Source organism: Streptomyces antioxidans (assembly GCF_000968685.2).
Lineage (GTDB): Bacteria > Actinomycetota > Actinomycetes > Streptomycetales > Streptomycetaceae > Streptomyces > Streptomyces antioxidans.
Genome location: NZ_LAKD02000011.1, coordinates 120,900 through 145,029, shown reverse-complemented (window position 1 = coordinate 145,029; position 24,130 = coordinate 120,900). Strand labels below are relative to the sequence as shown.

The window sequence follows — 24,130 nt, the reverse complement described above, 5'->3', positions numbered from 1 at the left end:
CGCAGGGCCCGACCGGCCCGCCGCCCCGCCCCGACCGCACCGCCCCGAACGGCGCCAAAATCCGGAGCCTAGTGGGGCGACGGAAGAGACGGCCAGGCATTATTCACCGGACGGTGCGAGCGGAATCATCCATTCGACCGGTCACAGACCAGTCACGGGTGCGCGCCTGGTCCTCGGCCCGGAACGGATGATGCGACAGTGTTTTATCGGGCGTACGACGCGAATCGCCCGACCGCGCACGATCCCGCCGCCGCGCAACCTTCGACGGTGGCCGAGGAGTCTCAGGAGACATGAGCGACGAGCCCCAGTTGATCGATGGTGGCGCGGCCGGAACGGGTGACCGGCTCGGCACCGACGGTGGCAACCACGACACGCCGCACCGCGCGGACGGCCTGCCGGAGGGCAAGCCGCCCAAGGGCAGAAAGGGGCGTCCCCAGCGCACCGGATGGCGCCGGCTGCTGCCCACCTGGCGCATGGTCCTCGGGGGTTTCCTGCTGATCGTCCTGCTGATCGCGGGCGCGCTCGTCACCGGCTATCTGCTCGTCGACATTCCCCCGGCCAACAAGGCCGCCATCGCCCAGAGCAATGTCTTCCTCTACTCCGACGGCTCCCAACTGGCCCGTGAGGGCGCGGTCAACCGGGAGAGCGTCCAGCTGAGCCAGGTGCCCAAGCGGATCCAGCACGCGGTGCTCGCGGCCGAGGACCGGGACTTCTACTCGGAGTCGGCCATCGACCCCCAGGCGATGATCCGGGCCGCCTGGAACACCGCCACCGGCAAGGGCAAGCAGTCCGGTTCCACCATCACCCAGCAGTATGTGAAGAACTACTACCTGGACCAGGAGCAGACGGTCTCCCGCAAGGCCAAGGAGTTCTTCATCGCGATCAAGCTGGACCGCGAGGTGAGCAAGGACAAGATCCTCGAGGGCTACCTCAACACCAGCTACTTCGGGCGCAACGCCTACGGCATCCAAGCCGCCGCCCAGGCGTACTACGGCAAGGACATCGGCGATCTCAGCACCGCCCAGGGCGCGTACCTCGCCACCCTGCTCAACGCCCCCAGCTCCTACGACATCGTCGCCCACCCCCAGAACAAGGACCGGGCCACGGCCCGCTGGAACTACGTTCTGGACGGCATGGTGAAGAAGCACTGGCTGACCAGGGCCGAGCGGCAGAAGATGACCTTCCCCGGCCCCTCCGAGGCCAAGGCCCCCTCCGGGATGTCCGGTCAGCGCGGCTATCTCATCGAGGCCGTCGAGGACTACCTCACCAGCAACGGGATCATCGATGAGCAGACCCTGGCACGCGGCGGCTACCGCATCACCACCACGATCGACAGGAAGAAGCAGGACGCCTTCACGGAGTCCGTGCGCGACCGGCTGATGAGCAAGCTCAGCAAGGACCGCAAGGTCGATGACTACGTCCGCGCGGGCGGCGCCTCGATCGACCCCAAGACCGGGAAGGTGGTCGCCCTCTACGGCGGGATCGACTACACCAAGCAGTTCGTCAACAACGCCACCCGCCGCGACTACCAAGTGGGGTCCACCTTCAAGCCGTTCGTCTTCACCTCGGCGGTGCGCTACGGGGCCACCACCCAGGACGGCCAGACGATCACCCCGGACACCCTCTACAACGGCGACAACAAGCGCGAGGTGATCGGCTCCGACGGGCCCACCGGCTACGCCCCCGCCAACGAGGACGACAGGGACTACGGCGACATCGACGTCACCACGGCCACCGACAACTCGGTGAACTCGGTGTACGCGCAGATGGCCGAGGACGTCGGCCCCTCCAAGGTCAAGCAGACCGCCATCGATCTCGGCGTCCCCAAGAGCACCCCCGATCTGCACGCCTCCCCCTCGATCGCGCTCGGCCCGGCCACCGCGAGCGTGCTGGACATGACCGAGGCGTACGCGACCCTCGCCAACCACGGCGAGCACGGCCGGTACAGCCTGGTCGACGAGGTCACCAAGGACGGTGCGCGGATCAAGCTCCCGGAGCGGGAGAGCCGCCAGGCCATCCCGCGCAGCGCCGCCGACACCACCACCTCGATACTGCAGAGCGTGGTCGACGGCGGCACCGGCACCGCCGCCCAGGCCGCCGAGCGCCCGGCGGCGGGCAAGACCGGCACCGCGGAGGAGGACAAGGCCGCCTGGTTCGCGGGCTACACCCCGGATCTGGCGACCGTGGTCGCGGTGATGGGCCAGGACTCCAACACGGGCGTGCAGAAGTCGCTGTACGGGGCGACGGGCCTGGAGCGGATCAACGGCGGTGGCTACCCCGCCGAGATCTGGGCGCAGTACACGGCGGGGGCGCTGGACGGCAAGGAACCGGCCGAGTTCGATCTGCGGCTGGAGGACGGCGCGGGCGCCCCCGACGGCTCCCAGACCAGCCCGCAGCCCCCGGGCTCCCTGCCACCGGTGGTCACCACTCCCCCGACCGGCGCCCCGCCGGACACCTTGGTGCCCACGCCGCCGACGGACACCCCGCCGACCCTGCCGACGGACGAGCCGCCGGTCACCACCCCGCCGACGGACTTCCCCACCGGCGGCCCGACGACCGAGCCGGGCCCCGGCGGCCCCGGTGACCCGGGCGGACCAGGGGGCCCGGGCGACCCAGGAGGCCCAGGAGGCCCGGTAGGCGGCTGAGGAGGCGCCCCGGAAGGGCGCAGGGAACGGCGCGACCAGCCACAACGGCGCCGCGGACGGTCGACGGCAGGTCTGGGGCACATCCTGCGCCCCAGAAGGCGGCTGAGGGCGCGTACGGGGCTTCGCCCCTGGCCCCGGGGTCTGGGGCGGAGCCCCAGTTGAGGGAAGGGGCGGGGAGGGGAACAGCGCGCCGCAGGCGTCAAGACCCGGCGGCGCCCCTAGGAGGTCCTACAGGTAAAGGCCCGTCGAGTCGTCCGCGCCCTCCAGCCGCTCCGCGGCCACCGCATGCAGATCGCGCTCCCGCATCAGCACATAGGCGACCCCGCGGACCTCGACCTCGGCCCGGTCCTCCGGGTCGTAGAGCACCCGGTCGCCGGGCTCCACGGTCCGTACGTTCTGCCCGACCGCGACCACCTCGGCCCAGGCCAGCCGCCGGCCGACCGCCGCGGTGGCGGGGATGACGATTCCGCCGGACGACCGGCGCTCGCCCTCCGGAATGTCGGTACGGACCAGCACGCGGTCGTGCAGCATCCGGATGGGCAGCTTGTCATGGGTCGTGTTCGCACTCACGCCATGACCGTACCTGGCCGGAGCGCGGGATGGCGCCTCAGGGCCGGAGCCCGCCGTCCTTCCCTACCGGCACCGCTCGACGCGCCCTACCGGCACCGCTTGCCGCACCACGAGGAGCGGGAGCGGGACGCCTTGGCGGACCGGGAGGACCTGGCCGAGAGCGTGAGCAGGCCGACCAGCCCGGCCACGAGGAGCGCGGCGGGCACGATCCGCTCCATGCGGGGCCCGCCCTCCTCCGACACCAGCTGGCCGCGTACGCCCGTCACCACTCGGTTGACGGACACATAGGCCCGCCCGGCGCTCCGGTCCACGGCCGACGCCGCCTTCGCCTTCGCGTCCCCCATGATCGTCTTCGGGTGCACCCGCACCCCGATCTCGTCGAGCGTCACGGCGAGCTCCTGCCGCCTCCGGGCGATGTCCGCCTCGATCTGCGCAGGGGTCCTGGCATCCGACACCGCGCTGCCTCCGTCGTCTCGATGGTTCGTAGTGGACAGTCTGTCAGCTCGCCCTCCCCACCGCCCCACGGCACCCCCGGACGGGAAGCTGGCTAATGTCGGGGTGTACCCCCGATGCCACGAGGAGCACCAGACCATGAGCGAGCGACTGCAGCCCGGCGACACCGCCCCCGCCTTCACCCTCCCCGACGCGGACGGCAAGCAGGTCTCGCTCGCCGACCACATCGGCCGCAAGGTGATCGTCTACTTCTACCCCGCGGCCCTCACCCCCGGCTGCACCAAGCAGGCCTGCGACTTCACCGACAGCCTGGAGTTCCTCTCCGGCCACGGCTACGACGTCATCGGCATCTCCCCGGACAAGCCCGAGAAGCTGGCGAAGTTCCGCACCCAGGAGGACCTGAAGGTCACCCTGCTCGCCGACCCCGCCAAGGAGACCCTGGAGGCGTACGGCGCATTCGGCGAGAAGAAGCTCTACGGCAAGACGGTGACGGGTGTGATCCGCTCCACCGTCATCGTGGACGAGCGGGGCAAGGTCGAGCGCGCCCTGTACAACGTGAAGGCCACCGGCCACGTCGCGAAGATCATCAAAGACCTGGGGCTGTGACGGGCCGGGGCTCCGGCCCCGGCCCCCGCTCACCAGGCGATACCATGTCCGTGCCGGGCGGCCGTGATGGAATTGGCAGTCATGCTGGGTTTAGGTCCCAGTGGGGTAACACCCGTGAGGGTTCGAGTCCCTCCGGCCGCACGCCACGTATCCACGGGCCCGGCCCGCCTCAGCGCGGGCCGGGCCCGTGGCGCTCTCCGGGGCCGCTCACCCCAGGAGTTCGCGGACGACCGGGGCGATGGCGCGGAACGCCTTGCCGCGGTGGCTGATGGCGTTCTTCTCGTCGGGGGTCAGTTCGGCGCAGGTGCGGGTCTCGCCGTGGGGCTGGAGTACCGGGTCGTAGCCGAACCCCCCGCCGCCCACGGGCGCATGGCGGAGGGTGCCGGTGAGCCGGCCGGAGACCACGCGCTCGGTGCCGTCGGGGAGGGCGAGGGCGGCGGCGCATTCGAAGTGGGCGGCGCGGTGTTCATCGGGGACGTCGGCGAGCTGGGCCAGCAGCAGTTCGAGGTTGCCGCGGTCGTCGCCATGCCGGCCCGACCAGCGGGCCGAGAAGATGCCGGGGGCACCGCCGAGGACGTCCACGCACAGCCCGGAGTCATCGGCGATGGCGGGGTGGCCGGTGGCCCGGGCCAGGGCGTGGGCCTTGAGGAGGGCGTTCTCCGCGAAGGTCACGCCGGTCTCCTTGACGTCCGGGACCTCCGGATAGGCGTCGGCGCCCACGAGTTCGACGTCGAGGCCGGTCTCGCCCAGGATCGAGCGCAGCTCGGTGATCTTGTAGGCGTTGCGGGTCGCGAGGATGAGACGGCGGGGGTGCGGGGGGTGTCCCTCAGTGCGTTGCTGCATAGCTCCCGATTATCGAGGGTGGCTGACCCGCGCCGGTCGGCGCGGGTCAGGGCGAGCAGACGTTGGTCAGCTCGCCGGCCGCGTCCCTGACCGGGGTCAGATCGGGGTCCTTGCCGCTGTCGACGGACTTCTGGACGTTGTCCACGGCCTTCTGGAGGTCGTCGATGGCCTTGCTGACGTCCGCGTTGTCGGTGCGGTCGCCCACCTTGTCGATGTCCGTCTCGAGGGAGTCAAGGATCTTGTCGGCCTCCTGCGGGTCGACGGCGGCGCCGGTCAGAGCGTCCTGGAGGTTGTCCACGTCGTTGGATATCTCGATCGCGAGCTGGGCGCAGTCCAGGGCCTTCTCCACCGCGCCGCAGCCCGCGCTGACCGGCACGGCGAGCGCGACGGCGGCGAGGGCGGTGAGGGCGGTGGTACGGCGGTGACGGTCGCGCGGCGCCATGGAACGGGTCCTTCCCCGGGAAAGGTGCTGGTACCTGACTAAACGCCAGGCGCCGCGCGACGGTTGCCCGGTGCCGCCGTCAGTTCTCCCCGGCCAGCGCCGCGCGCTGGATTCCGGACAGGGCGTCACAGCCCGCCACGGCGAGGTCCAGCAGCCCGTTCAGCTCCTCGCGGGCGAAGGGCTCGCCCTCGGCGGTGCCCTGCACCTCGACGAAGCGTCCGTCACCGGTACAGACCACGTTCATGTCGGTCTCGGCGCGCACGTCCTCCTCGTAGCAGAGGTCGAGCAGGGGGATGCCGCCGACGATGCCGACGCTGACGGCGGAGACGGTGCCGGTCAGCGGCTGCCGGGTGGCCTTGATCAGCTTCTTGGACCGGGCCCAGCCGATGGCGTCGGCCAGGGCCACATAGGCGCCGGTGATGGCGGCGGTGCGGGTGCCGCCGTCGGCCTGGAGGACATCGCAGTCCAGGACGACGGTGTTCTCGCCGAGCGCCTTGTAGTCGATGACGGCGCGCAGCGAGCGGCCGATGAGCCGGGAGATCTCATGCGTACGGCCGCCGATCCTGCCGCGGACGGACTCGCGGTCGCCCCGGGTGTTGGTGGCGCGCGGCAGCATCGCGTACTCCGCGGTGACCCAGCCCTCGCCGCTGCCCTTGCGCCAGCGCGGCACGCCCTCGGTGACGCTCGCGGTGCACAGGACCCGCGTATCGCCGAAGGAGACGAGGACCGAGCCCTCGGCGTGCTTGCTCCAACCGCGCTCGATGGTCACGGGGCGGAGCTGGTCGGGGGTGCGGCCGTCGATACGAGACATGGGATGAGCCTATCGGCATCGCGCGGGCCCCCGGTCCGGGTCCGGCGCTGGCTCCGCCCCGGGGACGGCGCGACGGGCTCAGGAGGTCACATCAGGTCTTCGATCTCGGCGGCGACGGGGTCCGCGTCGGCGCCGATGACCACCTGGATCGCGGTGCCCATCTTGACCACGCCATGGGCGCCCGCGGCCTTCAGCAGGGCCTCGTCGACCAGGGCGGCGTCCTTGACCTCGGTACGGAGGCGGGTGATGCAGCCCTCGACCTCGATGATGTTGTCGATGCCGCCGAGCCCCTCGACGATCTTCTCAGCCTTGGTGGCCATGTTCGCTCCTGTCGTCCTGCTGTCCGCGCTGCGGCAAGTGGTCTACACCATTATGCGGGTGAGAAGGTCACTCGTCACATGGAAGAAGAGATTCCTTTGTCGGATCCCTCCGTGCTACAACAGGTCTACACCACATGTGGTTTAGACCATAGCGCGGGCCGCCCCTTCCCCCGAGAGCCCGCCTCACCAGGAGGAATCCGATGAGTACGGCCACCGCCCCGGCCGGGCCCGCGCAGAAGCGGGGTGCCGGTCTGATCAAGGGTATGCAGAAGATCGGCCGCAGCCTGCAGCTGCCCGTCGCCGCCCTGCCCGCCGCGGGCATCCTGAGCCGGCTCGGCCAGGACGATGTCTTCGGCAAGACGGGACTCGGCTGGAACAAGCTCGCGGAGATCTTCGCCCATGCGGGCGGCGCGCTCTTCGACAACCTGGCCCTGCTGTTCTGCATCGGCGTGGCCATCGGCTTCGCGAAGAAGTCGGACGGCTCCACTGCCTTCGCCGGCCTGGTCGGCTTCCTCGTCTACAAGAACGTCCTGACCGGCTTCGTCAGCGATGTGACCGGCAAGCCGGAGGACCCGGGCGTCCTCGGCGGCATCGTGGTCGGCCTGACCGCCGCGGTGCTGTGGGAGAGGTACCACCGCACCCGGCTGCCGGACTGGCTGGGCTTCTTCAGCGGGCGCCGCTTCATCCCGATCTTGATGTCCTTCGCGGGCGTCATCTACGGCGTGCTCTTCGGCTACCTCTGGGGCCCGATCGGCGACGGCCTCAACAACTTCTCCGAGTGGCTGTCGTCCAATGGCGCGGCCGGGGCCGGGATCTTCGGCGTGGTCAACCGGCTGCTGATCCCGATCGGCATGCACATGCTGCTGAACTCGTTCGCCTGGTTCCAGTTCGGTGACTACAACTCCGGCGGCCAGACCTGGCACGGCGACATCGCGCGCTACTTCCACGACGACCCGTCGGCCGGAATGTTTATGACCGGCTTCTTCCCGATCATGATGTTCGCGCTGCCCGCGGCCGGTCTGGCGATCGCCCACTGCGCCCGTCCCGAGCGGCGCAAGGCCGTGATGGGCATGATGATCTCGGTCTCGCTGACGGCGTTCGTCTGTGGTGTGACCGAGCCGATCGAGTTCTCGTTCATGTTCATCGCGCCCCTGCTGTACGGCATCCACGCGGTTCTCACGGGTGTGTCCATGGCGCTGGCCTGGGCACTCGGCATCCGCAGCGGCTTCACCTTCTCCGGCGGGCTCTTCGACTATCTGCTGGGGTGGTCGCACAGCGAGAAGGCCTGGATGCTCATACCGATCGGGCTGGCGTTCAGCGTCGTCTACTACGTGGTCTTCCGCTTCGTGATCACGAAGTTCAACATCCCCACACCGGGGCGGGAGCCCGAGGACACCCTGGACGACGCGGCGGCGACGGCGGAGGCCAAGAAGCCGGCGGAACCCAGGAAACCGGCGGAGGCGAAGAGGGCGGCGGAAGCCCAGCAGTAGTTCCGCGGCCGTATGGCGAAACGACGAAGCGCCGGGCTGGAGGACCAGCCCGGCGCTTCGTCGTTTCGCGCGCCTCTGTGCGCCTCTCGGCGCGGCTTCTCAGACTTCGTAGACCGCGCCCGCCTTGGCCAGCTCCACCGGGCCGCCGAAGACCGCCTCGGCGTCGCGCTGGTTGATCTGGGGGTCCGTCCACGGCGGCACATGGGTGAGCACCAGGGCCCCGACCCCCGCCCGCAGCGCGTGCTCGCCCGCCTGGCGGCCGTTGAGGTGCAGCCCGGGGATGTCCTCCTTACCGTGCGTGAAGGCCGCCTCGCACAGGAAGAGGTCGCCGCCCCGGGCCAGGTCCACCAGGGCGTCACAGGGGCCCGTGTCGCCCGAGTAGACCAGCGAGCGGCCGCCGTACTCGATCCGGAAGCCGTACGCCTCCACCGGATGGCAGACCCGCTCGGCGCGGATGGCGAAGGGGCCGATCTCGAAGCTGCCGGGCCTGAGCGTGTGGAAGTCGAAGACCTCGCGCATGGACTTCTCGTCGGGCACGTCCTCGTAGGCCTGGACCAGCCGCCGCTCGGTGTCCTCGGGGCCGTAGACGGGGATCGCCTCGGCGCGGCCGCCGTCGTGCCGGTAGTAGCGCGCGACGAAGTATCCGCACATGTCGATGAAGTGATCAGGGTGGAGATGGGACAGCAGTACGGCGTCGAGGTCGTAGAGACCGCAGTGGCGCTGCAGCTCGCCAAGGGCGCCATTGCCCATGTCGAGGAGCAGCCGGAAGCCGTCGGCCTCGAGGAGGTAGCTCGAGCAGGCCGATTCCGCGGACGGGAACGACCCTGAGCATCCGACGACGGTGAGCTTCATGAAGCAGGAACCTCCTTGAGGGGTCCCCATGCCGAGGGCCATGGGCGGGTGCGGGGGGTCATGCGGTGCCCCCGAGCGTAAGGCGCAAAAGCCCAGGCAGCTCCTCCACGGGCCCGCGTTGTGGGCGGAATCACCAGGACGGAGCCGGGTGGCGCCCGGCCATGCCCCCATCGGCCGATCGGCCCGCCCCTACGCCCAGAGCTGGCCGTGCAGCGTCTCGATCGCCTCCTCGGTGGTGGCCGCCGTGTAGACACCGGTGGAGAGGTACTTCCAGCCGCCGTCGGCGACGATGAAGACCACATCGGCGCTCCGCCCGGCCGTGACCGCCTTGCGGGCGACACCGAGCGCGGCGTGCAGCGCGGCCCCGGTCGAGACGCCCGCGAAGATGCCCTCCTGGGCGAGGAGTTCCCGGGTGCGGGAGACCGCGTCCTCGGAGCCCACGGAGAAGCGGGTGGTCAGGACGGACTCGTCGTACAGCTCGGGGACGAAGCCCTCGTCGAGGTTGCGGAGTCCGTAGACGACGTCGTCGTAGCGCGGCTCGGCGGCGACGATCTGGACGTCCGGCTTGTTCTCGCGCAGGAAGCGGCCGACGCCCATCAGGGTGCCTGTGGTGCCGAGACCGGCGACGAAGTGGGTGATGGAGGGCAGGTCGGCCAGGATCTCGGGGCCGGTGGTGGCGTAGTGGGCGCCCGTGTTGTCCGGGTTTCCGTACTGGTACAGCATCACCCAGTCCGGGTGCTGCCCGGCCAGCTCCTTGGCCACCCGGACGGCGGTGTTGGAGCCGCCGGCCGCGGGCGAGGAGATGATCTCCGCACCCCACATGGCGAGCAGCTGGCGCCGCTCCTCGCTGGTGTTCTCCGGCATCACGCAGACGATCCGGTAGCCCTTGAGCTTGGCCGCCATCGCCAGGGAGATCCCGGTGTTGCCCGAGGTGGGTTCGAGGATGGTGCAGCCGGGGGTCAACCGGCCGTCCTTCTCGGCCTGTTCGATCATATGGAGCGCGGGGCGGTCCTTGATCGAGCCGGTGGGGTTGCGGTCCTCCAGCTTGGCCCAGATCCGTACGTCGGATGAGGGCGAGAGCCGCGGCAGCCCGACGAGCGGCGTATTGCCGACCGCGGCCAGGGGGCTGTCGTACCGCATCAGAGCCTTCCGCCTGCGACCGCGGGCAGGATCGTCACATTGTCCCCGTCAGAGACCTTGGTGGAGATGCCGTCGAGGAAGCGGACGTCCTCGTCGTTCAGATAGACGTTGACGAAGCGGCGCAGCTCACCGCCCTCGACCAGGCGCTCCTTGATCCCGGCGTGCCGGCTCTCCAGGTCGGCGAAGAGCTCGGCGAGCGTGGCCCCGCTGCCCTCGACCGCCTTCTGGCCGTCGGTGTAGGTGCGGAGGATGGTCGGGATGCGGACCTCGATGGCCATGTCTGGGCTCCTGTCGGAGGGCGGGGTGGTCTCCCGGGCCGGGAGCGGCCGGGAGGGCGTCGTCGAAGGGCGTCGGGGCGTCTCGGGCGCGCGCTCAGGCGGCCACGGCGCGGCGCGGACACATCGCGCTGGCGAGCCGGCACAGGTCGACGTGGAGCCGCGCCACGAGCAGCATGCCCGGCGTCGTCTCGCTCACATCATCGACAACCATGGACTCATCGTATCGATTCCCGAGCCCGGCTCCGATAGGTAATCTCACGGTACGGGCAAGTAGGGACCGCGATGCGAGACAGCGCGGCGTTTCAGCCACCCGGGACGATCTCCACCTCTTCCTCGGTGACCTCGCCGTCCACGATCCGGAAGGACCGGAACTGGATGGGCCCCTCGTCATTGCCGCATTCGGCCGTGGAGACCAGCACGTAGTGGGCGCCGGGCTCATTGGCGTAGGAGATGTCGGTACGGGAGGGGTACGCCTCGGTGGCGGTGTGCGAGTGGTAGATGACCACCGGCTCCTCGTCCCGGTCGTCCATCTCGCGGTAGAGCTTGAGCAGGTCGCCCGAGTCGAACTCGTAGAAGGTGGGGGAACGGGCCGCGTTCAGCATCGGGATGAACCGCTCGGGGCGGCCGCTTCCGGCCGGGCCCGCGAGCACGCCGCACGCCTCGTCGGGGTGGTCGGCGCGGGCATGCGCGACGATCTTGTCGTGGAGGGCCTGGGTGATGGTCAGCATGGGCACACAATAGGAAGGCAAAAGGGGGTGGCGCGCAGCGCCCCCGTTGAGGGTGGTGGTGGGAGACGGGCGGGCGGGCTCCGGACATCAGTCCGGAGCCCGCCTGTTGAGATGCAGCGCCCGAAAGGCGATACGGCTTACTTGCTCGCGTACTCCGGCTCCTGCGCCTCCGCCTGGCCGAGCGGCTGGGCCCCGCCGCGGGCCTTGAGGACGTACCAGCCGATCACCAGGCATACGGCCCACCCGGCACCGACGTACAGGGAGACCCGGGCGTCCTTGTCGTACGCGACCATGCAGGTCACGATCAGCAGGAAGACCACCGCGACCCAGCTGAAGACCGAGCCGCCGGGGGCCGGGAAGGACGAGGCGGGCAGCCGGCCGGCGCGGACCGCGCGGCGGTACTTGATGTGGGCGAAGAGGATCATCAGCCAGGACCAGATGCCCGCGGCCGTGGCCACCGAGGTGACGTAGGTGAACGCCTTCTCGGGGACGACGTAGTTGAGGACCACGCCGATGCCCATCAGGAGGACCGAGAAGGTGATGCCGATGGCCGGGGACTTGCGGAGGTTGAGCCGGGCGAAGATCCCCGGGGCTTCACCGCTCGTCGCCAGGTCGCGCAGCATCCGGCCGGTGGAGTACATGCCGGAGTTGCAGGAGGACAGGGCCGCGGTCAGGACGACGAAGTTGACGATGCCGGCGGCGAAGGGGATGCCGATCTTGGAGAAGCCGTGTACGAAGGGGCTCTCACCGGCCGAGAACTCGGTCCACTTGACCACGGCGAGCAGCACCGTCAGGGCGCCGACGTAGAAGATGATGATGCGCCACGGCAGGGTGTTGATCGCCTTGGGGAGCGTCCTCTCGGGGTCCTCGGACTCGCTCGCGGTGACACCGACCAGTTCCACGGCGATGTAGGCGAACATCACGCCCTGGAGGGTCATCAGGCTGTCGCCGATGCCGTGGGGGAAGAACCCGTCGTGGGACCAGAGGTTGGAGGCGGCGGCGGTGTCACCGGCGTCGGAGAAGCCCAGGGTGAGCACGCCGAGACCGATCACGATCATGCCGATGATCGCGGTGACCTTGACCATCGAGAACCAGAACTCGACCTCACCGAAGATCTTGACCGAGATCAGGTTGACCCCGAAGAGCACCACCAGGAAGACCAGGGCGCTGACCCACTGCGGGATCGAGGGGAACCAGTAATTGATGTAGATGGCGGCGGCCGTCAGCTCGGCCATACCGGTCACCACCCACAGCAGCCAGTAGGTCCAGCCGGTGGCATAGCCGAAGAACGGGCCCAGGAACTCCCGGATGTACTCCGCGAAGGACCCCGTGGACCTTCTGTAGAGGAGCAGCTCACCGAGCGCTCGCATGATGAAGAAGATGACCACGCCCGCGAGGGCGTACATCAGGATGATGCTGGGGCCCGCCTTGGCGATGTTCGCCCCGGCGCCCATGAACAGGCCGACGCCGATGGCGCCGCCGATGGCGATCATCTGGACCTGGCGACTGCCCAGGCCGCGCTCATAGTCCTCTTCAGGAGCCGCTGAGGTCATAGTGCTGCGCCTTTCTTCCTGCGGCTGGCTGGCGATCGTGAAGATTTACCACGGCCGCCGCGCTGATCGAGTGCGCCACGTGTGGTGCACACCACAGGAAGAAGCGGACAAAAGTTGTGCGATACAGCAAAGTTAGCGACCGCAGTGATGCGATCGTTATCCGGAGTTGAGCATCCTCTAAACGAACACTCAGTAGTTGCCGGAGGGCGTCATTCCGGCATGAGCGTCTCGATCAGGGTCTCCTGGAGCCCGCCGAGCCAGAAGTACGCCATCACCATCGGCTTGCGGGGATCGGAGTCCGGCAGTCCCAGCAGCTCACCGCCGTCGTCCTCGTCGGTGACCTCCAGCCGGGTCCCGATGGCCAGCCGCAGGTCGTTGAGCGCGCCCAGCCAGTGCCGGGACCTCTCCGGCGCCAGCTCGAGCACCGCCGCGGCCCCGCCGGCGGAACCGGGGCCCAGCGCGTCCAGGTCGCGCACCACCGCCAGGGCGTCGTCGCGCTTGCGCGCCCGCAGGTCGTTCTCGGTGAAGCGGCGGAACTCGGCGGACGCCTCCCGCGCCTCCTTCTCCTCCCGCGCCCCGAGCTCCTCGTCCGGCGGGGAGTAGGCGTCCGGGAAGAGCCGGGCGAGCGCCGGATCCTCCGGCGGCTTGCTGGGGCCGTCCGCGAAGAGCGCGTCCAGCGGGTCACCGCCCCCGGCGGGCTGGTCGCCCGGGCCGATCAGCTCGGCGAGCTGCATGGCCAGGCTGCGCAGGATGGAGATCTCCACCCCGTCCAGGGCGACGGCGGCGCCGCCGCCCGGCAGCGGCTCGAAACGTCCCGACATCAGCGCTCCTGCTGGAGGGTCGCCCACAGGCCGTAGCCGTGCATCGCCTGCACGTCGCGCTCCATCTCCTCGCGGGTGCCGCTCGAGACGATCGCGCGGCCTTTGTGGTGGACGTCCAGCATCAGACGGTTGGCCTTGTCCTTGGAGTAGCCGAAGTAGCTCTGGAAGACGTAGGTCACATAGCTCATGAGATTGACGGGGTCGTTGTGGACCACCGTCACCCAGGGAACGTCGGGCTCCGGCACCGACTCGGGTGCTTCACGGGATTCGGGACGTTCGATCTCCACGGGCGCGACACTCACACGTCCCATGCTGCCACCCGGCACGGGCCGTCGCCTAAACCGGCACCCAGATCTCGTCACTCTGACGAGTATGGGGGGTAGCATCGTCAACCATGGACACTGCGGACTTGGGACTGCCGGTGGACGTGCCGTCGACCGCACTCTTCACCGACCGGTACGAACTCACCATGCTTCAGGCCGCGCTGCGGGCGGGCACCGCCGACCGCCGCTCGGTCTTCGAGGTCTTCACCAGGCGCCTCCCCGAGGGCCGGCGCTACGGCGTCGTGGCGGGCACCGGACGGGTGCTGGACGCCGTCGAGAACTTCCGCTTCGACGCCGGGGTGCTCGACTTCCTCGCCCAGCAGCGGATCGTGGACGAGCCCACGCTCGGCTGGCTCGCCGACTACCGCTTCCGCGGCGACATCTGGGGCTACCCCGAGGGCGAGGTCTACTTCCCCGGCTCGCCGATCGTCCGGGTGGAGGGCACCTTCGCCGAGGCGGTGCTGCTGGAGACGGTCATCCTCTCCATCCTCAACCACGACTCCGCGGTGGCCGCCGCCGCGTCCCGGATGTCCACCGCCGCCGGCGACCGGCCGCTCATCGAGATGGGCGCCCGCCGCACCCATGAGCTGGCCGCCGTGGCCGCCGCCCGCGCCGCCTACGTCGGCGGCTTCACCACCACCTCCGATCTCGCGGCCGGATTCCGCTACAACATCCCCACCGTGGGCACCAGCGCCCACGCCTTCACCCTGCTGCACGACAACGAGCGGGACGCCTTCACCGCACAGGTCCGGGCGCACGGCAGCGATACCACCCTGCTGGTGGACACCTATGACGTGGCCGAGGCGGTGCGCACCGCCGTGGAGGTGGCGGGCAAGGACCTGGGCGCCGTAAGGATCGACTCCGGAGATCTGCTGCTGCTCGCCCACCGGGTGCGCCAGCAGCTGGACGAGCTGGGCGCCAAGAACACCAAGATCGTGGTGACCAGCGACCTCGACGAGTACGCGATCGCCTCGCTGGCCGCGGCCCCGGTGGACGCGTACGGGGTCGGCACCCAGCTGGTCACCGGCAGCGGCCACCCCACCAGCTCGATGGTCTACAAGCTGGTGGCGCGGGCCGGTTCTGACGACCGGGAGGCGCCGCTGCTGCCGGTGGCCAAGAAGTCCATGGGCGCCAAGACCTCGGTGGGCGGCCGCAAATGGGCCGCACGGCGGATGGACGAGCACGGCGTGGCCGAGGCCGAGGTGCTCGGCACCGGTGAGGTCCCCGAGGAGCTGGCGGGCCATCAACTGCTGGTGGAGCTGGTGCGCGGCGGCGAGATCGTCGCCCGGGAGCCGCTGGACGCGGCGCGGGACCGGCACATCGCGGCCCGGGCCGGGCTGCCGCTGTCGGCGACCCAGCTCTCGCGCGGGGAGCCGGTCCTGCCCACCGAGTACGCGCGGGCCTGAGGCGGACGGGTCATGAGGAGCGGGAACGCGGACCACGCCCACTGCCGCAATCGACGCGGAGTGTCTACCCTCGGTGACATGCACCGGGCACTGATCGTCGTCGACGTCCAGAACGACTTCTGCGAGGGCGGAAGCCTCGCGGTGACGGGGGGCGCGGATGTCGCCGCCGCGATCACCGATCTGATCGGGGAGGCCACGCCCGGTTACCGGCATGTCGTCGCCACCCGTGATCGCCACATCGATCCGGGCGACCACTTCTCGGACAATCCGGACTATGAGCACACCTGGCCGGTGCACTGCGTCGCGGGCACCGAGGGCGTCGGGTTCCACCCGAACTTCGCGCCCGCCGTCGCCTCCGGCGCGATCGACGCGGTCTTCGACAAGGGCGCGTACACGGGGGCGTACAGCGGCTTCGAGGGCTCCGATGAGCACGGCACCACGCTCGCCCAGTGGCTGCGCGAGCGGGAGGTGACCGAGGTGGACGTGGTGGGCATCGCCACCGACCACTGCGTGCGGGCCACGGCGCTGGACGCGCGCCGGGAGGGGTTCGCGACGCACGTCCTGCTGGACCTGACCGCGGGCGTCGCCCCGGGCACGACCGAGCGCGCCCTGGAGGAGCTGCGGGCGGCCGGGGTCGAGCTCAGCGGCAAGCCGGTCGTCTGAGGGCACCGGAGGCGCCCTGAGCGCCCGCAGCGCCCTTCCGGATACCAGGAACCCCGCCCCTGGACTCCCGGGGTCTGGAGCAGAGCCCCAGTTCCCGGGAAGGGGCGGGGAGGGGAAAGCATCGATATGGGGCTCCGCCGCAGGTCACGCCCCCTCGGGCACCGGGGCCGGTGGCCTGAGGAGGGCGGCCATGGGATGCCAGAGCTCCCCTCCGCGGTCCGGCGCGGCGCGCCAGACCACCCCGTCGGGATGGTGGAGCACCGCCGTCACCTCGTCGGGTGTCGGCGGCGCGATATTGCCGCGCAGATAGACGGCGCGCAGCCCGAGATTGCGGAGCCTGGTCAGGGCCCGCTGTCGGTTCGCGGCGTGTACCAGCACGCGGACGCCGCCCTCGCCCAGCGGGCGCGGCAGCGTCAGTGCGACCACCACACTGCCGCCAGGCAGCTTGGTGAATCCTCCGTCGGCCATTGCGGTCATGTCCCCCGTGAGACGTCGTGTCAACAAGAAGGTCGTAGGGGCATCTAAACGCGAACGGCCGCCGCCCGCTAGGGGGCGACGGCCGCTACCGCTCTGACCTGCGAAAATACAGGCTTGTAGGGATCTAGGAGGCGGACGGTCCAACCTGGACGGTCATCGTCGAGCCACCCGGGAGCTCCTTGAGGATCTTGATCCGGGTGTTGGTGTCAGCAACCTTGACACTGCCGGTCGGGTTGCTCTTGTCCCAGTACGTACCCTTGTGGTCGTCGAAGACCGGAAGGCCCGGCTTCGGCTTCACCTTGGCGGCCTTGCCGTCGTTGTGCAGTGTGAAGCCGTCCGAGGGGAACCAGCTGAAGGGCGAGTCGTACGCCTGGATCCGGTTGCGCATCACCGCGCCGTCCGCCCACTTCTCGGCGGCGGGGTGGGCGTCGACCGGAAGGATCAGACCGCTGCCCGGGTGGACGCCGACGTTGTTGTCCGGCTGCGAGGTGTCCCACTGCCAGACCAGCAGCCCGTTCTGGTACGGGAAGTGCTCCACCCAGTTGGGCCGGGTGGAGGTCCAGCCGAAGTTGTACGGACCGGTCTTCAGGGTGGTGTCGTACGACACGTACTGGCGGTTCTCGGCGAGGTAGTACTGCGGGTAGTCCTTGGTGAAGGAGCCGCCGATGCGCGAGAAGCCCTTCGCGGTCCAGCCGTTGTCATCGCCCTCGGCGCCGTCGCTGAAGACCGGGGCACCGTCCGCGGTCAGGGTGATCGCGTCGGCGGCGAAGCCCTTCTGCGCCACACCGCCGTCGGTCTGGTAGCGGAAGCGCACATCGACCTTCTTGCCCGTGTAGGCGTCCAGCGGGAAGGAGAGCTTCTTGTACACACCCGAAGTGCCGGTCAGCGCGGGCTTGTCACCGGCGTCGCGCGGGATGGCCTTGCCGTCCGCGGTGCCGTCGATGGGCGTCCAGTTGGCGCCGCCGTCCGTGGAGACCTCGGTGTAGAGGTAGTCGAAGTTCTCCTCGATGTCCCACCAGCCCTGGAGGTCCAGGCTGGCCTTGGACTTGCCCGTGAGGTCAACGGACCGGGCCAGGGTGTTCTTGAGGTCATCACCCATGCCGCTCCACCACTGCTTGGAGCCCTCGGCCGGGTCGACCACCTCGGTGGTGACGGTCTTGGCGGGCAGCTCGACCACCAGCGCCTGCTTGTTCTTGGTGTTGTACTCGGCCACCCCGAGGGTGTGGGTGGACTTCTTACCGGCCTGGGCCGAGGCGTAGTTCAGCCAGCCCAGCTGGAGCTTGTCCCAGGCGTTCATATCGCCGGGCAGATCGCCGATGGCGTCCTTACCGGTGCCGAGCCAGGACCCGGAGGACATCAGCGACCAGAACGCGACGGACGACTCCCCCTTGCCCGTGGTGTCGTACTCGTCCGGCAGGCCCAGGTCATGGCCGTACTCATGGGCGAAGACGCCGAGGCCGCCGTTCTCCGGCTGCATCGTGTAGTCGCCGACCCAGACGCCGGTGTCGCCGATCTGGGCACCGCCCGACTTGTTCTCGCCCGGGCCGGTCTTGCCCGCGTCGGTGCCGTACGCGTACCAGCGGTGCGCCCAGATGGCGTCCTCGCCCTGGACCCCGCCGCCCGCGGACTCGTCCTCACCGGCGTGGACGATCTGGAAGTGGTCGATGTAGCCGTCGGGCTCGTTGAAGTTGCCGTCGGCGTCGTAGTCGTAGCGGTCCCACTGGTCGTACTTGGCCAGGTCCGCCTTGATCTGCGCGTCGGTGCGGCCCGCCGCCTTCTGGTCCTTGGCCCACTGGTTGACGCCGTCGCGGATCAGGTCCCAGGCGTTGGCGCAGTTGGTGTCGCCGCAGTAGTTGGAGCCGTAACGGGCCTCGTTCCAGTCGACCTTGACCCAGTCGGAGACCTCGCCCTCCACCGAGTAGCGGCCCGAGGACTGCTTCTCGTAGTACTTCTTCAGGGACTCCTTCTTCTTGTCCTTGGAGAAGTAGAGGTCCTGGAAGTGCTGGCGGTCGTAGTCCTTCTGCCAGGCCGTGCTGTTGTCGTCGGCGCGGTCCGGCTGGCCGATGGTGTTGTGCGCCGGGCCCGGGTCGCCGCCGTACTTCTTCACCGGCGGCTCGGGGCCGTCCCCGTCCGGGTCGTACATGGTGGTGTCGTCCACCTTGTCGCCGAACTCGACCAGGATGGTGAAGATCTTGTCGGTCTTCTCCCGGGCCAGCTCGACGTACTTGCCCTTGCCGAGCTTCACGACCTTGGACGCCCCGCGCGTGGTCGCCTTGGTGTCGCCGGAGATGACCTGACGCAGCGCCTCCTGGCGCTGTGCTTCCCGCTGCTTGCTGTAGGGACCCTCGAGGTCGTGCTGGACATCCGTCTTCGCGGGCGCCGGATCGTGGCGCTCCACACGCGTAGACGGCGCGTCCGCCTGGGCCATGCCGGTCGAGAGTGCCGCCGCTCCGAGCGCGGCCACCACTGTGGCTATGGCGGCCGATCTGGCCGTCCTCCGTTGGCTGTTCACTCGCTCAGTCCTCCCCTTTCCACACCAGTGCCGGACATTTGACCGGAGTGGCAGGAGAAAAGACAGACCTTGACTTGGACTGGTGAGACAAGTACGTTCTGCGATCCTGGTGTTCCGTTTAACGGACAGCAATGAGCGCGCCGTGCACGCCGGTTGGCACACCCGATGACTCCGTGCGCCCCCTGTGCAACGGCGCCGTGGGTGAGGTCACGCTTACTTCCGTTCCCCTCGGGCATGCAGGATCGTAGAGTCAGGACTGACGGTGCACTTCAGCCTGACTCATGCCCCCTGCATATCGCCCCCGAGGACGGATCCCGCCATGCCGCGTCCGACTCCTGCACAGCTTGCCTATGGTTCGGCCACCGTCGTTCTCTCGACCTTCGCCATGCTGCTGCTCTCCCAGACCCGCTCGGGGCTCGGGGTGGCGGTGGTGACCGTGGTCGGGCTGGTTCTCGGGCTCCTCGTCGCCGTCACCGTGCCGGTGGCCCGGGCGTCCCGCCCCGGCCGGGCCGTCCGCACCAGCCGGACCAGCCGCACCGTGGCGGGGTCCGGACCGGCCGATCCGGCGCGGGCCCGTGCCCGCGCCCGTGCCCGGGCGCACGCGGATTCAGTGCACGGCTGACACCACGACGGCCTACGGCACGACCGACGCCACGACGGCTTACCGTACGGCCGACACCACGACGGTGCGCGCGGCCTTGTCGTGCAGACAGCGCTGGTACGGCTTGTCCCACAGCAGTGAGACCGAGTTGACCAGCCAGAAGACCGTGCCGACCAGCAGCGGGATGAGCATCCCCGGCAGCACATAGACCGCCGCGCGGACCCAGCCCTGGCCGCCCGGCACATTCCCGTCGGACAGCATCGCCACCCGGATGCGCAGCGCCTTCTTGCCGAGCGTCTGTCCGCTGCGGGCCAGCAAGACGCCCTCGTAGCCGAAGTAGAGCGCCATCGTGATGATGAGCGCGAGGGTCACCTTGCCCATGTCCTGCTCGCCCGGGTGGTCCATCGTGTACTGGAGCGCACCGGTCGCCGTGAGCGCCACCGTCCAGATCGCGCCGAGGACGACGATGTCGATGAGCCGGGCGGCGAAGCGCTGGCCGGGGGTGGCCAGCGGGGGCATCCCTGGGGGGAACACAGGCGGGGGCGAGGACAGCGGGTCGGGGGCCATGCCCCGATTACATCAGCGGTCCCGGAGGACGGGAAGCTCGGGGGCGCCTCGGGGTCAGGGTACGGCCGAGACCACCAGGGTCTTGGCCGCCTTGTCGTGCAGACACTGCCGGTAGGGCCGGTCCCAGGTGCACCACAACACATTGACCAGCCAGAAGAGGAAGCCGCAGCAGGGCACGATCTCGGGCAGGGCGTACACCCCGGCGCGCACCCAGCCCGCCTGGCCGACCGGCGGCCTGCCGTTCTCCAGCATGGCGACGCGGATCCTCATCGCCTTCTTGCCGACGGTCTGGCCGTCCCGGGTCAGCATCAGCCCCTCGTAGAGGAAGTAGACCAGGACGTAGACCAGCGTGACGGTGGTCGAACGCGCGCTGCCCTCGATCGGGTCGTAGCTCCCGGCGACCGCGGTCACGACGAGCCCGACCGGGATGCCGATGAGCAGCGCGTCGATGATCCGGGCGATCAGACGGCGGCCCAGGTGCGCGAGCGGGGGCATCCCGGCGTACGGCTCGGGCCCCGCGGGGCGGGCCCAGTGGTCCCCGTGGTGCCCTTGGTCCCCGTACGGGGAGCCGTTCGCGCGCGGTTGTTTCGCGAACGGATCGCTGCTGTCCGGGTCCCGGGGCTCATCGGGCCCGGGCGGCGGCTGGTCGGTGCTCATGGCCCGAGTCGACCCCGGAGCCGGGGCTGTCGCATCTGGCGCGCACCGTTCGGGCGACCGTGCTGGTCCATCCGCCGCAGCCGCGGCGGATGTTCGGCGGGTCGGCGGGCCGGTCGGCCGACGCCTGGTCGACCGACCGCTCAGCCGACTGACCGCCCTGCCGACTGACCGCTCAGTCGGCCGACGCGACGAAGGTGTGGGCCGCCTTGTCGTGCCAGCACTGCCGCCACGGGCGGTCGAACAGACACCACAGCACGTTCAGCACGCCGATGACGAGCACCCCCAGCACCGAGTAGACCAGCCAGCGGCGCAGCGCGGTGCCGAAGGACGGGGTGTCGTGCTCCTCGATGTCCAGCACCCGCACCCCGCACAGCCTCTTGCCGAGCGTGCGGCCCCACTTGGCGGTCGGCAGCGTCTCCAGCACGACGCCGAGGACGAGCAGCAGACCGAGGACGATGCCCAGATAGCCGCCGGTGGTGCCGTCCAGGAAGTAGACCGTGACCGTCTCGCCGCTCTGCTTGGCCGCCTCGACCTTCTCGTCGATGTGGTCGCTCGCCTTGCTCCACAGCGGGAACGCGACGGCACCGACGACGCCGAGCAGCACCACCGAGTCGATCAGCCGGGCGGCGAGGCGGCGGCCGAGCGGGGCGGGCCGCCCCTCGGCCTGGGCGGCCAGGAGGAAGGGGTTGTCGACGGGCGGCTTCCAGGGGATGACGCCCTCGGCCGCGCCCGGGCCCGCGCCGTGCGGGGCCTGCGGCGGGCTCTGTGGCGGGGCGGACTGCGGCGGGCCGGGCTGCTGGGCGAACTGCCCCTGCGGCTGCCAGGCCGGGCCGCCGCCCTGGGCGGGGATACCGCCGAAGGGCTGCTGAGGCTGGTGCGGGGGCTGGTGCGGCTGCGGGGGCTGTTGGGGCTGGTGCAGGGGCTGGGCCGGGGGTGCGGTCTCGGCGCCCTTGCGCGCGCCGCCGCGGCCGATCGCCCGGATCGCCATCGTCCCGTCGTCCCGGCCGGCCGCCTGGCCCCGGCCCTGGTCCTGCCCCTGGCCCTGGCCCTGGCCGGTCGTGGGTGCCGCTCCGCCGCCGGGTGCCACCGTGCGGAACGTCATCGTCCCGTCGCCCGCCGGGGCGGGGGTCTCGCCCTCGCCCGCCGGGGGCAGCTCCGGGGCCCGGCGGACGGGCGGCAGGGCCTGGGCCGAGCGGTCCGCCGTACGCCCGCTCCCGCCCGCGCGCATGGTCAGCGTGCCGTCATCGCGCCCGGCGTCCTCACCCGGACCCGCGCGCCGCGGATCGGGCACCCCGGGGCACTGCCCGCCAGCGGCCTGGGGGTCACCGGGGGCGTCCGGCTCCGCGCCCCAGGAGATCCGGCGGTCCTGCTCACCACCGAACCCGCCCTGCTGGGCGGCGTCCGCCTGCCAGGCCGACCCGGCGTCGGGGCGGGTGCCGTGCAGCCGCCGGGGGTCGTTCCAGTCCACGGACGCCGGGACCCCGCCGGGGGGCACCGGCTGGGCCCCCGTGCCACCGGCCGCCGCCTCGGGCGGCCCGCCCGCACCCCGGACGTCCATCTCGGCGCTACGGCGCAGTTCGGGCAGTGCGCTGCCGGTCTCCTCCGGGACCGACGGCGCCGGATCCTCGTCCAGGAACATCGGGCCCGTCTCATCCGGCGGCGGGCTGATCACCTGGGTATGGGTGATCCCGGGCGGCGGCGCGGGCATGGCCTCGCCCTCCGCAGGGGCGGGACGGCTGGTGCCGGGCACCCAGGCGGCACCGTTCCAGTAACGGATGTAGCCAGGGATGGACGGATCTGGGTAGTACCCCACCCCGGGCATTTCTGCCGGACCCCCGCTACTAGGAGGCGTCGCCATGTCCCCTACTCCCTTCACGGCCAACACGCTTGGCCTGTCCGCCGGGTCCGGCATCGACGACCCGATGATCACGCAGCTACGCGAGCGAGGCCGCCCACCACCCTGGACCTCTCTGCGGGCCACGCGCAGTACGTACCACAGCGACCGGGCGGATACCTACGTCTCTCTATGCATGACATTAACGAAGAACGACGAGCCCCGAAGGAGGCGTCCAAGAGGAAGGCCGCCATCGAACGGCAGACCGAGGACATCGACGCCAGGCGCCAGCGCCAGGTTGGGGCGTAAGCAGTTTGCCGTACAGGAGCCGCAGTGCAACCCGGAGCGCGCGGTCAAGGTCTGTCAGACCGGCCCACCGGCACCAGCCCACCGCTCCCGCCACCACTCTCCCGTGCGAGCACCACGAAGCCGTACGAGCGGCGGCGGCCCGCATGGCCCCGCCCGGCCTAGGTTCAGTAGACCTACTCTGGCACGCTCAGACGCCTTTTCCGTTGCCAATACTGGAACCCATGGACCGCAACACCGAGCTCAGTGAGTTCCTGTGGAGCCGCAGGGCACGGCTGAGCCCCGGCGACGCGGGGGTGAGCGCGAGCAATGACAGCCCCCGCCGGGTGCCGGGGCTGCGCCGTGAGGAGCTGGCGCAGCTGGCCGGGGTGAGCACGGACTACTACACGCGCCTGGAACAGGGCCGTCACCTCAATGTGTCGGAGACGGTGCTGGACGCCGTGGCCCACGCCCTTCAGCTCGACGGGACCGAACGTGCGTACCTCTTCGAGCTGACCCGGCCGCGCCCCCGCCGCACGGTGCGCCGCCGGCCGCCCCGCCCCCAGCGGGTACGGCCCGGGGTGCGCGCGCTGCTGCACACGCTGGACGGGATCTCACCGGCCTTCGTCCTCGGGCGCAGGGGCGATGTCCTGGCCTCCAATCAGCTTGCCCGGGCGCTGATCATCGACTTCGAGGCACTGCCGTACCACGAGCGGAACATGGCCCGTTTCATGTTCCTCGACGAGGCGGCCCGTTCGCTGTGGCCGGAGTGGGAGACGGTCGCCGCGGAGATGGTGGCGTCCCTCCGGCTGGAGGCCGGGCGTCATCCCGACGATCCCCGGCTGACCGAGCTCGTGGGCGAGCTCACCATCAAGAGCCCCGAGTTCCGCACCTGGTGGGCCGACCACAACGTGCGGGAGAAGACCCACGGCGTCAAGCGCTACCACCATCCGGTGGTCGGGGACATGACGCTGGCCTACGAGAACGTGACCGTGCCCGGCGATCCCGACCAGGCGCTGTGCATCTACACGGTCGAGCCCGGCTCCTCCTCCGAGGCGGCCCTGCGGCTGCTGGCGAGCTGGACCGCGGCGCCACCGGCTGATCGGACCCACCCCGCCGATCGGACCCACCCGGCCGATCCGGCCGATCGTTCCGCGCCCTCGTCCGAAGCGCGTCCTACGGGGGGACCGTCCTCCGACGTTTCCCCCTGATCCCACCCCTTTCCTCGTACACCCTTCACTCCCTTCACTCTC

General features: G+C 70.2%; 25 protein-coding genes, 1 tRNA gene and 1 pseudogene. 8 read left to right on the top strand and 19 right to left on the bottom strand.

Features of this window, described 5'->3' with window-relative positions; translation table 11 throughout:
- Positions 1–290 precede the first annotated feature (290 nt).
- Complete coding sequence (locus tag VT50_RS06660; RefSeq protein ID WP_046083963.1) at positions 291–2,645, top strand: transglycosylase domain-containing protein; 2,355 nt, start codon at positions 291–293, stop codon at positions 2,643–2,645.
- 228 nt (positions 2,646–2,873) lie between these two features.
- Here the strand turns inward: VT50_RS06660 and VT50_RS06655 are convergent, their stop codons facing one another.
- Together VT50_RS06655 and VT50_RS06650 are read right to left on the bottom strand one after the other, a co-directional pair.
- The gene (locus tag VT50_RS06655) at positions 2,874–3,176 is read right to left on the bottom strand and encodes a GroES family chaperonin (RefSeq protein ID WP_044581870.1); all 303 of its coding nucleotides are present in this window, start codon (positions 3,174–3,176) and stop codon (positions 2,874–2,876) included.
- Between the two features lie 125 nt (positions 3,177–3,301).
- The gene (locus VT50_RS06650; RefSeq protein WP_046083964.1) at positions 3,302–3,670 is read right to left on the bottom strand and encodes a DUF3618 domain-containing protein; all 369 of its coding nucleotides are present in this window, start codon (positions 3,668–3,670) and stop codon (positions 3,302–3,304) included.
- A 136-nt stretch (positions 3,671–3,806) separates the two neighbouring features.
- Between VT50_RS06650 and bcp the strand changes: the two genes are divergently transcribed.
- A complete protein-coding gene (bcp, locus tag VT50_RS06645) occupies positions 3,807–4,274 on the top strand; it encodes a thioredoxin-dependent thiol peroxidase (protein WP_046083965.1) in 468 nt (155 codons plus the stop codon).
- Between the two features lie 57 nt (positions 4,275–4,331).
- Positions 4,332–4,415, top strand: a tRNA-Leu gene (locus VT50_RS06640).
- Between the two features lie 66 nt (positions 4,416–4,481).
- On the opposite strand, the gene rdgB is transcribed toward VT50_RS06640, so the two are convergent.
- The 4 genes and pseudogenes from rdgB to VT50_RS06620 all read right to left on the bottom strand — a co-directional run.
- Positions 4,482–5,117, bottom strand: a complete 636-nt coding sequence (rdgB, locus tag VT50_RS06635; protein ID WP_046083966.1) for an RdgB/HAM1 family non-canonical purine NTP pyrophosphatase — start codon at positions 5,115–5,117, stop codon at positions 4,482–4,484.
- Between the two features lie 46 nt (positions 5,118–5,163).
- Positions 5,164–5,559: a hypothetical protein gene (locus tag VT50_RS06630; RefSeq protein ID WP_046083967.1), complete on the bottom strand. Its 396-nt coding sequence runs from the start codon at positions 5,557–5,559 to the stop codon at positions 5,164–5,166.
- 79 nt (positions 5,560–5,638) lie between these two features.
- Positions 5,639–6,370, bottom strand: coding sequence for a ribonuclease PH (rph, locus tag VT50_RS06625; protein WP_046083968.1), 732 nt, complete (start codon positions 6,368–6,370; stop codon positions 5,639–5,641).
- A gap of 86 nt (positions 6,371–6,456) precedes the next feature.
- A pseudogene (locus VT50_RS06620) lies at positions 6,457–6,699 on the bottom strand (PTS sugar transporter subunit IIB); the annotation flags it as partial.
- A 191-nt stretch (positions 6,700–6,890) separates the two neighbouring features.
- On the opposite strand from VT50_RS06620, the gene VT50_RS06615 reads away from it, so the two are divergent.
- Positions 6,891–8,180: a PTS transporter subunit EIIC gene (locus tag VT50_RS06615; protein ID WP_046083970.1), complete on the top strand. Its 1,290-nt coding sequence runs from the start codon at positions 6,891–6,893 to the stop codon at positions 8,178–8,180.
- A 99-nt stretch (positions 8,181–8,279) separates the two neighbouring features.
- On the opposite strand, the gene VT50_RS06610 is transcribed toward VT50_RS06615, so the two are convergent.
- The 8 genes from VT50_RS06610 to clpS form a co-directional block, all read right to left on the bottom strand.
- Positions 8,280–9,032 (bottom strand): MBL fold metallo-hydrolase, encoded by a 753-nt coding sequence (locus tag VT50_RS06610; RefSeq protein ID WP_046091074.1) that lies wholly within the window; start codon positions 9,030–9,032, stop codon positions 8,280–8,282.
- A 189-nt stretch (positions 9,033–9,221) separates the two neighbouring features.
- On the bottom strand, positions 9,222–10,172 hold the full coding sequence (locus VT50_RS06605; RefSeq protein WP_046091075.1) for a PLP-dependent cysteine synthase family protein: 951 nt from the start codon (positions 10,170–10,172) through the stop codon (positions 9,222–9,224).
- A complete protein-coding gene (locus VT50_RS06600) occupies positions 10,172–10,450 on the bottom strand; it encodes a MoaD/ThiS family protein (RefSeq protein ID WP_046091076.1) in 279 nt (92 codons plus the stop codon). The genes VT50_RS06605 and VT50_RS06600 overlap by 1 nt, the downstream gene beginning before the upstream one ends.
- A gap of 94 nt (positions 10,451–10,544) precedes the next feature.
- Entirely contained in the window at positions 10,545–10,661 is a 117-nt protein-coding gene (locus VT50_RS41150) for a putative leader peptide (protein WP_338058310.1), read from the bottom strand.
- 91 nt (positions 10,662–10,752) lie between these two features.
- The gene (locus tag VT50_RS06595) at positions 10,753–11,178 is read right to left on the bottom strand and encodes a M67 family metallopeptidase (RefSeq protein ID WP_046091077.1); all 426 of its coding nucleotides are present in this window, start codon (positions 11,176–11,178) and stop codon (positions 10,753–10,755) included.
- A gap of 137 nt (positions 11,179–11,315) precedes the next feature.
- A complete protein-coding gene (locus VT50_RS06590; protein ID WP_079343776.1) occupies positions 11,316–12,731 on the bottom strand; it encodes an amino acid permease in 1,416 nt (471 codons plus the stop codon).
- Positions 12,732–12,940: 209 nt separating this feature from the next.
- On the bottom strand, positions 12,941–13,552 hold the full coding sequence (locus tag VT50_RS06585; RefSeq protein ID WP_046090136.1) for a DUF2017 domain-containing protein: 612 nt from the start codon (positions 13,550–13,552) through the stop codon (positions 12,941–12,943).
- On the bottom strand, positions 13,552–13,863 hold the full coding sequence (clpS, locus tag VT50_RS06580; RefSeq protein ID WP_046090137.1) for an ATP-dependent Clp protease adapter ClpS: 312 nt from the start codon (positions 13,861–13,863) through the stop codon (positions 13,552–13,554). The genes VT50_RS06585 and clpS overlap by 1 nt, the downstream gene beginning before the upstream one ends.
- 83 nt (positions 13,864–13,946) lie before the next feature.
- Between clpS and VT50_RS06575 the strand changes: the two genes are divergently transcribed.
- On the top strand, positions 13,947–15,281 hold the full coding sequence (locus VT50_RS06575; protein WP_046090138.1) for a nicotinate phosphoribosyltransferase: 1,335 nt from the start codon (positions 13,947–13,949) through the stop codon (positions 15,279–15,281).
- Positions 15,282–15,359: 78 nt separating this feature from the next.
- On the top strand, positions 15,360–15,944 hold the full coding sequence (locus VT50_RS06570; RefSeq protein ID WP_046090139.1) for a nicotinamidase: 585 nt from the start codon (positions 15,360–15,362) through the stop codon (positions 15,942–15,944).
- 144 nt (positions 15,945–16,088) lie between these two features.
- Here VT50_RS06570 and VT50_RS06565 read toward each other — a convergent pair whose 3' ends face one another.
- Positions 16,089–16,412 carry a hypothetical protein gene (locus VT50_RS06565; RefSeq protein WP_046090140.1) on the bottom strand — a complete coding sequence of 108 codons (324 nt, stop codon included), beginning with the start codon at positions 16,410–16,412 and terminating at the stop codon, positions 16,089–16,091.
- Between the two features lie 133 nt (positions 16,413–16,545).
- Positions 16,546–18,933, bottom strand: coding sequence for an immune inhibitor A domain-containing protein (locus VT50_RS06560; protein WP_046090141.1), 2,388 nt, complete (start codon positions 18,931–18,933; stop codon positions 16,546–16,548).
- A gap of 319 nt (positions 18,934–19,252) precedes the next feature.
- On the opposite strand from VT50_RS06560, the gene VT50_RS06555 reads away from it, so the two are divergent.
- Entirely contained in the window at positions 19,253–19,555 is a 303-nt protein-coding gene (locus VT50_RS06555) for a hypothetical protein (RefSeq protein WP_046090142.1), read from the top strand.
- 39 nt (positions 19,556–19,594) lie between these two features.
- On the opposite strand, the gene VT50_RS06550 is transcribed toward VT50_RS06555, so the two are convergent.
- The 3 genes from VT50_RS06550 to VT50_RS06540 form a co-directional block, all read right to left on the bottom strand.
- Positions 19,595–20,101 carry an RDD family protein gene (locus VT50_RS06550; protein ID WP_046090143.1) on the bottom strand — a complete coding sequence of 169 codons (507 nt, stop codon included), beginning with the start codon at positions 20,099–20,101 and terminating at the stop codon, positions 19,595–19,597.
- Positions 20,102–20,155: 54 nt separating this feature from the next.
- Positions 20,156–20,758, bottom strand: a complete 603-nt coding sequence (locus VT50_RS06545; protein WP_046090144.1) for an RDD family protein — start codon at positions 20,756–20,758, stop codon at positions 20,156–20,158.
- A gap of 172 nt (positions 20,759–20,930) precedes the next feature.
- Complete coding sequence (locus tag VT50_RS06540) at positions 20,931–22,616, bottom strand: RDD family protein (RefSeq protein ID WP_046090145.1); 1,686 nt, start codon at positions 22,614–22,616, stop codon at positions 20,931–20,933.
- Between the two features lie 506 nt (positions 22,617–23,122).
- Between VT50_RS06540 and VT50_RS06535 the strand changes: the two genes are divergently transcribed.
- The gene (locus VT50_RS06535) at positions 23,123–24,088 is read left to right on the top strand and encodes a helix-turn-helix transcriptional regulator (protein WP_046090146.1); all 966 of its coding nucleotides are present in this window, start codon (positions 23,123–23,125) and stop codon (positions 24,086–24,088) included.
- The last annotated feature ends 42 nt before the right edge of the window (positions 24,089–24,130 follow it).

Coding starts and splice junctions, on each gene's coding strand:
- VT50_RS06660 (WP_046083963.1), top strand. CDS start 291: ATGAGCGACGAGCCCCAGTTGATCGATGGTGGCGCGGCCGGAACGGGT.
- VT50_RS06655 (WP_044581870.1), bottom strand. CDS start 3,176: ATGCTGCACGACCGCGTGCTGGTCCGTACCGACATTCCGGAGGGCGAG.
- bcp (WP_046083965.1), top strand. CDS start 3,807: ATGAGCGAGCGACTGCAGCCCGGCGACACCGCCCCCGCCTTCACCCTC.
- rdgB (WP_046083966.1), bottom strand. CDS start 5,117: ATGCAGCAACGCACTGAGGGACACCCCCCGCACCCCCGCCGTCTCATC.
- VT50_RS06630 (WP_046083967.1), bottom strand. CDS start 5,559: ATGGCGCCGCGCGACCGTCACCGCCGTACCACCGCCCTCACCGCCCTC.
- rph (WP_046083968.1), bottom strand. CDS start 6,370: ATGTCTCGTATCGACGGCCGCACCCCCGACCAGCTCCGCCCCGTGACC.
- VT50_RS06615 (WP_046083970.1), top strand. CDS start 6,891: ATGAGTACGGCCACCGCCCCGGCCGGGCCCGCGCAGAAGCGGGGTGCC.
- VT50_RS06610 (WP_046091074.1), bottom strand. CDS start 9,032: ATGAAGCTCACCGTCGTCGGATGCTCAGGGTCGTTCCCGTCCGCGGAA.
- VT50_RS06605 (WP_046091075.1), bottom strand. CDS start 10,172: ATGCGGTACGACAGCCCCCTGGCCGCGGTCGGCAATACGCCGCTCGTC.
- VT50_RS06600 (WP_046091076.1), bottom strand. CDS start 10,450: ATGGCCATCGAGGTCCGCATCCCGACCATCCTCCGCACCTACACCGAC.
- VT50_RS41150 (WP_338058310.1), bottom strand. CDS start 10,661: ATGGTTGTCGATGATGTGAGCGAGACGACGCCGGGCATGCTGCTCGTG.
- VT50_RS06595 (WP_046091077.1), bottom strand. CDS start 11,178: ATGCTGACCATCACCCAGGCCCTCCACGACAAGATCGTCGCGCATGCC.
- VT50_RS06590 (WP_079343776.1), bottom strand. CDS start 12,731: ATGACCTCAGCGGCTCCTGAAGAGGACTATGAGCGCGGCCTGGGCAGT.
- VT50_RS06585 (WP_046090136.1), bottom strand. CDS start 13,552: ATGTCGGGACGTTTCGAGCCGCTGCCGGGCGGCGGCGCCGCCGTCGCC.
- clpS (WP_046090137.1), bottom strand. CDS start 13,863: ATGGGACGTGTGAGTGTCGCGCCCGTGGAGATCGAACGTCCCGAATCC.
- VT50_RS06575 (WP_046090138.1), top strand. CDS start 13,947: ATGGACACTGCGGACTTGGGACTGCCGGTGGACGTGCCGTCGACCGCA.
- VT50_RS06570 (WP_046090139.1), top strand. CDS start 15,360: ATGCACCGGGCACTGATCGTCGTCGACGTCCAGAACGACTTCTGCGAG.
- VT50_RS06565 (WP_046090140.1), bottom strand. CDS start 16,412: ATGGCCGACGGAGGATTCACCAAGCTGCCTGGCGGCAGTGTGGTGGTC.
- VT50_RS06555 (WP_046090142.1), top strand. CDS start 19,253: ATGCCGCGTCCGACTCCTGCACAGCTTGCCTATGGTTCGGCCACCGTC.
- VT50_RS06550 (WP_046090143.1), bottom strand. CDS start 20,101: ATGGCCCCCGACCCGCTGTCCTCGCCCCCGCCTGTGTTCCCCCCAGGG.
- VT50_RS06545 (WP_046090144.1), bottom strand. CDS start 20,758: ATGAGCACCGACCAGCCGCCGCCCGGGCCCGATGAGCCCCGGGACCCG.
- VT50_RS06540 (WP_046090145.1), bottom strand. CDS start 22,616: ATGGCGACGCCTCCTAGTAGCGGGGGTCCGGCAGAAATGCCCGGGGTG.
- VT50_RS06535 (WP_046090146.1), top strand. CDS start 23,123: ATGGACCGCAACACCGAGCTCAGTGAGTTCCTGTGGAGCCGCAGGGCA.